A 5,785-nucleotide genomic window follows, 5' to 3' on the forward strand; every position below is an offset into this window, starting at 1 on the left:
CAGGTCGACGCCACCCTGGGCAAGGTGGTGGAACTGGGCTTTCTGCGCCGCCTCAAGCCGGTGGCCGGCGCCGCAGCGGACCCGGGGCGTTTTGAGGTGCGGCGCATCCTCAAGGCCTTTGTCGATGCGCAGTGGCTGGCCGATTTCGACGCGCGGCTGGAGACCTACCGCCTGGCCCTCTCTTCGCCTGCCGGCGCTTCGGCGGGGCAGGGAGCGGCCGATGCTTGAGGCTTCAACGCCGGGCCTGGATTTCGTCGCCGATGACAGCCGGGTGGGTTTTCGGCTGCAGCGGCTGGAGGTGCTGAACTGGGGCACCTTCGATCGCTGCGTCTGGCGGTACCAGCTCGATGGCCGCAACGGCCTGCTCACCGGCGACATCGGCTCGGGCAAGTCCACCTTGGTGGATGCCATCACCACCTTGCTGGTGCCGGCGCACCGCGTGGCCTACAACAAGGCGGCGGGGGCCGAGGCGCGTGAGCGCTCCTTGCGCTCCTACGTGCTGGGCCACTACAAGAGCGAGCGCAACGAAGTGACCGGCAGCGCACGGCCGGTGGCGCTGCGCGATGCGTCGAGCTGGTCGGTGATCGCGGGCGTGTTTCGCAACGAGGGCTATGACCAGGCCGTGACCCTGGCCCAGGTGTTCTGGCTGAAGGATCCGCAGGGCCAGCCCCTGCGGCTGTTCGTGGCGGCCGAGCGGGCCCTCGACATCGCCGACGACTTCAGCGGCTTTGGCAGCGACATCACCGCCTTGCGCAAGCGGCTGCGCAGCGCGGGCTGCGAGCTGTTCGACAGCTTTCCGCCCTATGCGGCCTGGTTCCGCCGCCGCTTCGGCATCGAGCATGAGCAGGCGCTGGAGCTGTTCCACCAGACGGTGTCGATGAAGTCGGTGGGCAACCTCACCGACTTCGTACGCAGCCACATGCTGGAGCCCTTCGACGTGGCCAGCCGCATCGAAGCCCTGATCCGCCACTTCGACGACCTGGACCGTGCGCACCAGGCGGTGCTCAAGGCCAAGCGCCAGGTGGACCTGCTGACGCCCCTGGTGGCCGACGGTGAACGCCACCGCGCGCTGGTGGACGAGATCCAGGGCTGGCGCGAAGCGCGCGAGCAGCTGCGTGCCTACTTCGCGTGCCTCAAGGGCGAGCTGCTGGACCGCCGGCTTGAGCTGCTGGCCGAAGACGCGCTGCGGCTGGACGCGCAGGTCGAGCGCCTGGACCGCCAGCGCGAAGCCGAGCGGCTCGACCTGACGCGGCTGGAGCGCGCGCTGCGCGACCAGGGCGGCGACCGGCTGGAAGAACTGGCCGCCGAGATGCGCCGGCTCACGCAGGAGCGCGACCAGCGCCAGGAGAAGGCCCGGCGCTACCAGGCGCTGCTGGCCCATGTGGAAGACAGCGCGGCTGCCGGTGAGCCGGCGCAGGAGGCGGGCTTTCTGGCCCTGCAGCACAGCATCGCCCAGCGCGCGGAAAGCCTGCGCGAGCGCATCACCGACCTCGACAACCGTGAGCGTGAAGAGGACTTCGACTTCCGCAAGGGCCGCGAGGCCCATCAGGCGTTGGCTGACGAGATCGACAGCCTGCAGCGCCGCAAGAGCAACATCGACGCCGCCCAGGTGCGCATCCGCGATGCGCTGTGCCAGGCGCTGGGCATCGCCGAAGACGAGCTGCCCTTTGCCGGCGAGCTGATCCAGGTGCGCGACGACGAGCGCGACTGGGAGGGCGCGGCCGAACGGCTGCTGCGGGGCTTTGGCCTGGCCTTGCTGGTGCCCGACCTGCACTATGCGGCCGTGTCGCAGTGGGTGGAGCGGCAGCACCTGGGCGCACGGCTCGTGTACTTCCATGTGCGGCCGCGCCGCAGCGCACCAGGCGCGGCCCTGCATGCGCAATCGCTGGTGCGCAAGCTGCTCATCCGGCCCGAGTCGCCGCACTTCGAGTGGCTGGAGCAGGAGCTGCGTCAGCGCTTCGACGTGGCCTGCTGCGCCGATGCGCAGCAGTTCCGGCGCGAGGCGCGGGCCGTCACCCGCGCAGGCCAGATCAAGGACCCGGGTGGCCGCCATGAAAAGGACGACCGCAGCCGCATCGACGATCGCAGCCGCTATGTGCTGGGATGGAGCAATGCCGACAAGCTGCGCACGCTGCGCGACCAGCGGCAGGCGCTGGAGGTGCGGCTGGCCGCGCTGGGCCAGCGCATCGCCGAGCTGCAGCAGGCCCGCGGTGAGCTGAGCGGCCGCCTGCTGACGCTGGCGCGGCTGGAGGAGTTCACGCGCTTTGCCGACATCGACTGGCGCACGCCCGCCCGGCAGATCGCCGAGCTGGGCGAAGAGCGGGCCCGGCTGGAGGCCGCCTCCGATACTTTGCAAGAGCTCGGCCGCCAGCTGCAGGCGGCCCAGCAGCGCCTGAGCGCGACCGAAGGCCAGCGCGATGAAGCCCGCGACCGGCGGGCGGAAGTGGCCACCAAGCAGGCCGCGGCCGAAGAGCTGCGCGAGCAGGCGGCCCGCCTGGTGAGCGATTCGCCGCTGGACCCGGCGCAGCATGCGCGTCTGGAGGCCTGGCGCGCACAGGCACTGGGCGAGCATCACCTGTCGGTCGAGTCCTGTGACAACCGCGAGCAAGACCTGCGCAAGTGGCTGCAGGACCGCATCGATGCGGAAGACAAACGCCTGGCCCGCCTGACCGAGCGCATCGTCAATGCGATGCGCGGCTTCAAGGAGGAGTTCAAGGCCGAGACGGTGGAGATGGACGTGAGCCTGGCTGCGCTGCCGGAGTACGAGCGCCTGCTGCAGGCCCTGCGCGGCGACGACCTGCCGCGTTTCGAGGCCCGCTTCAAGGAGCTGCTGAACGTCAACACTATCAACGAGATCGCCAACTTCAATGCCCAGCTGGCCCGTGAGCGGGACACCATCCGCCAGCGTGTCGAGACCATCAACCAGTCGCTGCAGGCCATCGACTACAACCCCGGCCGCTACATCCGCCTGCTGGCCTTGCCCAGCCCCGACGCGGAGGTGCGCGACTTCCAGCAAGACCTGCGCGCCTGCACCGAAGGCGCGCTGACCGGTTCGGCCGACGAGCAGTACTCGGAGGCCAAGTTCCTGCAGGTCAAGGCCATCATCGACCGCTTCCGTGGCCGCGAAGGACTGTCGGATGCCGACCGCCGATGGACCGCCAAGGTGACCGACGTGCGCAACGGCTTCCTCTTTTCCGCCAGCGAGCGCTGGCGCGCGGACGATGCCGAGCATGAGCACTACTCCGACTCGGGCGGCAAATCGGGCGGGCAGAAGGAGAAGCTGGCCTATACCGTGCTGGCTGCCAGCCTGGCCTACCAGTTCGGGCTGGAGTGGGGCGCGGTGCGCTCGCGCTCGTTCCGTTTCGTGGTGATCGACGAAGCCTTTGGCCGCGGCTCCGACGAGTCGGCCCAGTACGGGCTGCGCCTGTTCCAGCAGCTCAACCTGCAGCTGCTCATCGTCACGCCGCTGCAGAAGATCCACATCATCGAGCCCTTCGTCGCCAGCGTCGGCTTCGTGCACAACGAAGGCGGGCGCGACTCGCGGCTGCGCTGCCTGTCCATCGAGGAATACCGCGCCCACAAGGCGCAGGCGATGACCGAGGCCCACGCCGCGCAGGCCGGCGCATGACACCGGCATGGACCACGACGGAAGACCTGCGCGCCCAGGTGCGGCGGCTGTGGGAGCGCGGCGACCTGCTGCGCGCCGCCGCTGTCACGGACACGGACACCGACACCCAAGCCGCGATCTGGCCGCTGCGCCTGGCCTTGAAGGCACCGGCCGCCGCGGACCTGGCCGATCGCTTTGAGGCGGTGCGCGACTGGGTGCACCAGATCGCCGGCACGCCCCCGGTGCGCATCGAATGGCGGCAGTGGAACCACCGTGTGCAAGGCCTGCAGCGCCTGCCGGCCGCGCTGTGGCTGGACACGCTGGCCGATGCACTGGCCTTCATCGGCAAGACCGGCGAGGCCCAGCGCTTCGAGGCGCTTTGGCGCCAGACCGCCGAGACGCAGCCGGCCCTGCAGCATTGGCTCCGGCGGCGGCCGATCCAGGCGCTGTCGCTGGCCGACCGCTGGCAACGCCTGCTGGCCGTGGTTGGCTGGATGCAGGCGCATCCGCGCCCCGGCGTCTACCTGCGCCAGGTCGATGCGCCGGGGGTGGACAGCAAGTTCATCGAGGCCCATCGCGGTGTGCTGGCCGAGTTGCTGGACCTGGCCCTGGACGCTGCGGCAGTCGATGACACGGCCGGCGGCGCGCTTCAGTTCGGCCGCCGCTACGGCTTCCGTGACAAGCCGGTGCGCATCCGCTTTCGGCTGCTCGATGCAGCCTTGCCCAGCCTGCCGGGCTGCCCGGCCTATGCCGGCTCGCTGCCCGACATCACGCTGGACGCCGACAGCTTTGCCGCCCTGTCACTGCCCGTGGCGCAGGTCTTCATCACCGAGAACGAGACCAACTTCCTGGCCTTTCCCGCGGTGGCGGGCGCGATGGTCGTCTTCGGCGCCGGTTACGGCTGGGACGCACTGGCGCAGGCGGCCTGGCTGCATCGCTGCAGGCTGCGCTACTGGGGCGACATCGACACCCACGGCTTTGCCATCCTCGACCAGCTGCGCCTGCATTTCCCCGCGGTCGAGTCCTTTTTGATGGACGCGCAGACGTTGCTCGCGCACCGCCTGCATTGGGGGGAGGAGTCGCAGCCCATCCGCCACGACCTGCCGCGCCTGACGGCAGCCGAAGCCGCGGTCTACGACGATCTGCGCGCCCATCGCCACCAGTCCGCGCTCAGGCTGGAGCAGGAGCGGGTGGGCTTTGGCTGGTGGTTGGCGCACCTGGGATCCTCGCCTTCACCACACGGCTGACCCCGGTTTGCCCCATAGTCCGTGGATGGACTAGTATCCAGCTCATGTCCCGAACCGGATTTCCAGCGTGACCGCTCTGCCTGCCTCCCACACCGGCCCCTCACTCGACGCCATCACCGAGCAGCAGATGTCCGCCGCCGGCCTGCGGGCCTTCGAGCGCATCGCGGCCCTGTGGGGTCTGTCGGTGGATGAGCAGCTGGTGCTGCTGGGCAGCCCGGGCCGGTCCACGCTGTTTGCCTGGCGCAAGCAGCCCGAGAAGGCGCACTTGTCGCGCGACACGCTGGAGCGGCTGTCCAACCTGCTGGGCATCTACAAGGCGCTGCAAATCCTGTTGCCCGATACCGCCGCCGCCGATGCCTGGGTGCGTCGGCCCAACACGGCCGCGCCCTTTGGCGGGCGCAGCGCGCTCGAGCGCATGCTGGCCGGCAACATGAGCGACCTGTCCGCGGTGCGCCAGTACCTGGATGCCGTGCGTGGAGGTGGATGGTCGTGACCGCCGTACGCCGGGTCCGGTGGGCGCAGGCCTGCCGGATCGTGCCGACGCGCCATCCGTCGGTCTATCTGTTCGACCGCGTGGCCAGCCCCGAAGACTTCGACGCGCTGTATGCGCTGGAAGCGATGACCAACGACCGGGTGCGCGACGAAGTGGGCCAGATCCAGCTGGTGCCGCCGGCCGACCGCATCTTCGGGCCCGGCACCGGGCCCATCATGGCGGCCTTCACGCACCTCAATCCGCTGGGCAGCCGGTTTTCCGACGGCAGCTTCGGCGTGTTCTACGCCGCGGCCGATCGGGCCACCGCGGTGGCCGAAACCCGCTACCACCATGGCCGCTTCCTGGCCGCCACCGCGCAGGGGCCGATGCACCTGCCGATGCGGCTGTACAAGGTGACCATCGACGCCCGCCTGCACGACCTGCGGCCCGACGATGCGG

General features: G+C 69.9%; 4 protein-coding genes and 1 pseudogene. All 5 read left to right on the top strand.

Going from position 1 to position 5,785, the window contains the following annotated elements; all coding sequences use genetic code 11:
• Window positions 1–228, top strand: a pseudogene (locus ABNT58_RS14300) (hypothetical protein); the annotation flags it as partial.
• Window positions 221–3,628 carry an ATP-binding protein gene (locus tag ABNT58_RS14305; protein WP_348754134.1) on the top strand — a complete coding sequence of 1,136 codons (3,408 nt, stop codon included), beginning with the start codon at window positions 221–223 and terminating at the stop codon, window positions 3,626–3,628. The pseudogene ABNT58_RS14300 and the gene ABNT58_RS14305, both read left to right, overlap by 8 nt.
• Complete coding sequence (locus tag ABNT58_RS14310; RefSeq protein WP_348754135.1) at window positions 3,625–4,854, top strand: Wadjet anti-phage system protein JetD domain-containing protein; 1,230 nt, start codon at window positions 3,625–3,627, stop codon at window positions 4,852–4,854. Before ABNT58_RS14305 ends, ABNT58_RS14310 begins: the two co-directional genes overlap by 4 nt.
• Window positions 4,855–4,981: 127 nt before the next feature.
• Window positions 4,982–5,347: an MbcA/ParS/Xre antitoxin family protein gene (locus ABNT58_RS14315; protein WP_348754137.1), complete on the top strand. Its 366-nt coding sequence runs from the start codon at window positions 4,982–4,984 to the stop codon at window positions 5,345–5,347.
• A partial coding sequence (locus ABNT58_RS14320) for an RES family NAD+ phosphorylase (RefSeq protein ID WP_348754136.1) occupies window positions 5,338–5,785 on the top strand: 448 nt, incomplete at its 3' end. The genes ABNT58_RS14315 and ABNT58_RS14320, both read left to right, overlap by 10 nt.

The sequence above is a fragment of the uncultured Aquincola sp. genome, from assembly GCF_964001545.1.
In the GTDB taxonomy this organism is placed as follows: Bacteria; Pseudomonadota; Gammaproteobacteria; order Burkholderiales; family Burkholderiaceae_C; genus Aquincola.

What these genes read in the sequence shown, in the direction of transcription:
- ABNT58_RS14315 (WP_348754137.1), top strand. Translation starts at nt 4,982, where the DNA reads ATGTCCGCCGCCGGCCTGCGGGCCTTCGAGCGCATCGCGGCCCTGTGG.
- ABNT58_RS14305 (WP_348754134.1), top strand. Translation starts at nt 221, where the DNA reads ATGCTTGAGGCTTCAACGCCGGGCCTGGATTTCGTCGCCGATGACAGC.
- ABNT58_RS14310 (WP_348754135.1), top strand. Translation starts at nt 3,625, where the DNA reads ATGACACCGGCATGGACCACGACGGAAGACCTGCGCGCCCAGGTGCGG.